Annotated in this window: 1 protein-coding gene; it reads right to left on the reverse strand. The window is 70.6% G+C overall.

Features of this window, described 5'->3' with window-relative positions:
* Nucleotides 1–1,055: AMP-binding protein (locus NQU54_RS48555; protein ID WP_257636655.1), on the reverse strand; the 1,055-nt coding region annotated here is incomplete at its 3' end.
* Between the last annotated feature and the right edge of the window lie 105 nt (nt 1,056–1,160).

The following is a 1,160-nucleotide window of genomic DNA, read 5'->3' on the forward strand; positions in this document are numbered from 1 at the left end:
TCGTCCGCGATCACCCGCGGCACGCACGAGATCATGTTCCCGACGCCCTGGCGCGCCTTGAGCCGCGCCTGCGCCTCGGCGTCGCGGTCGTTCCACTCCGGGCGCCAGTCGCACAGCATCGCCGGGCCGTAGGTCTCGGTCAGCCCGTACAGGTGCGTGACCTCGAACCCCAGCTCCGCCGTCCGCCGCAGGATCGCCGGCGACGGCGGCGCCCCACCGGTGGCGATCCGCACCGTGCGGTCCAGTGGTGCGGCCTCCTGGGCGTAGGCGATCATCGACAGCACCGTCGGCGCCCCGTTGAGGTGCGTGACGCCCTCCTCCCGGAGCAGCCGCCAGATCTCCGCCGGATCCACCTTCGGCAGGCAGACGTGCGTCCCGGCCGCCGCGGTCACCGCCCACGGGAACGTCCATCCGTTGCAGTGGAACATCGGCAGCGTCCACAGGTACACGCTCGACGGCGTCAGTCCGGTGTGCCCCACCATCGCCACGGCCTGGAGGAACGCGCCCCGGTGGTGGTACATCACACCCTTCGGGCGGCCCGTGGTCCCCGAGGTGTAGTTGATCGACAGCAGCGCCCGTTCGTCGGCCGGGGTCAGGTGCAGCGGCTCCGCCGCGGCCAGTAGATCCTCGTACTCCTGCCCCGACCGGATCCGGTGCGGTGGGGCGTCCAGCCGGGCGAGGGCCTCGTCCACCAACGTGTCGAACGACGGGTCGTGGATCAGCACGGACGCCTTGGAGTGCTCCAGGATGTAGGCGACCTCACCCACCGACAGCCGGGTGTTCACCGCGACCAGCGGCACCCCCGCCCACGGCACCCCGAAATGCGCCTCCAACGACACATGCGTGTTCGGTGCCAGCACCGCCACCGGGCGGCCTTCGGCCAACGAGGCCAACCCACCTGCCAACCGCTGACACCGATCACGCAGCTCCGCATAGGTCCACCGGGACTGCCCATCCACCACCGCGACCCGATCCCCGTGCGCCGCCGCGGCACGATCCAGATACGACGTCGGGGTCAACGGCTCGAAAGACAAGGAGTCCACGTCGTGGGTCATCGCGTGGTCTCCTTGGTGTGGTTGGTGTGGTGTTGGCGGAGTGCTTCTTCGTGGGCGGGGCGTGCGGCGCGGATGTCGGCGAGGACGTCGTCGGCTGAGCGGACC

It is taken from the genome of Streptomyces malaysiensis subsp. samsunensis, assembly GCF_024519315.1.
GTDB classification, from domain to species: domain Bacteria; phylum Actinomycetota; class Actinomycetes; order Streptomycetales; family Streptomycetaceae; genus Streptomyces; species Streptomyces malaysiensis.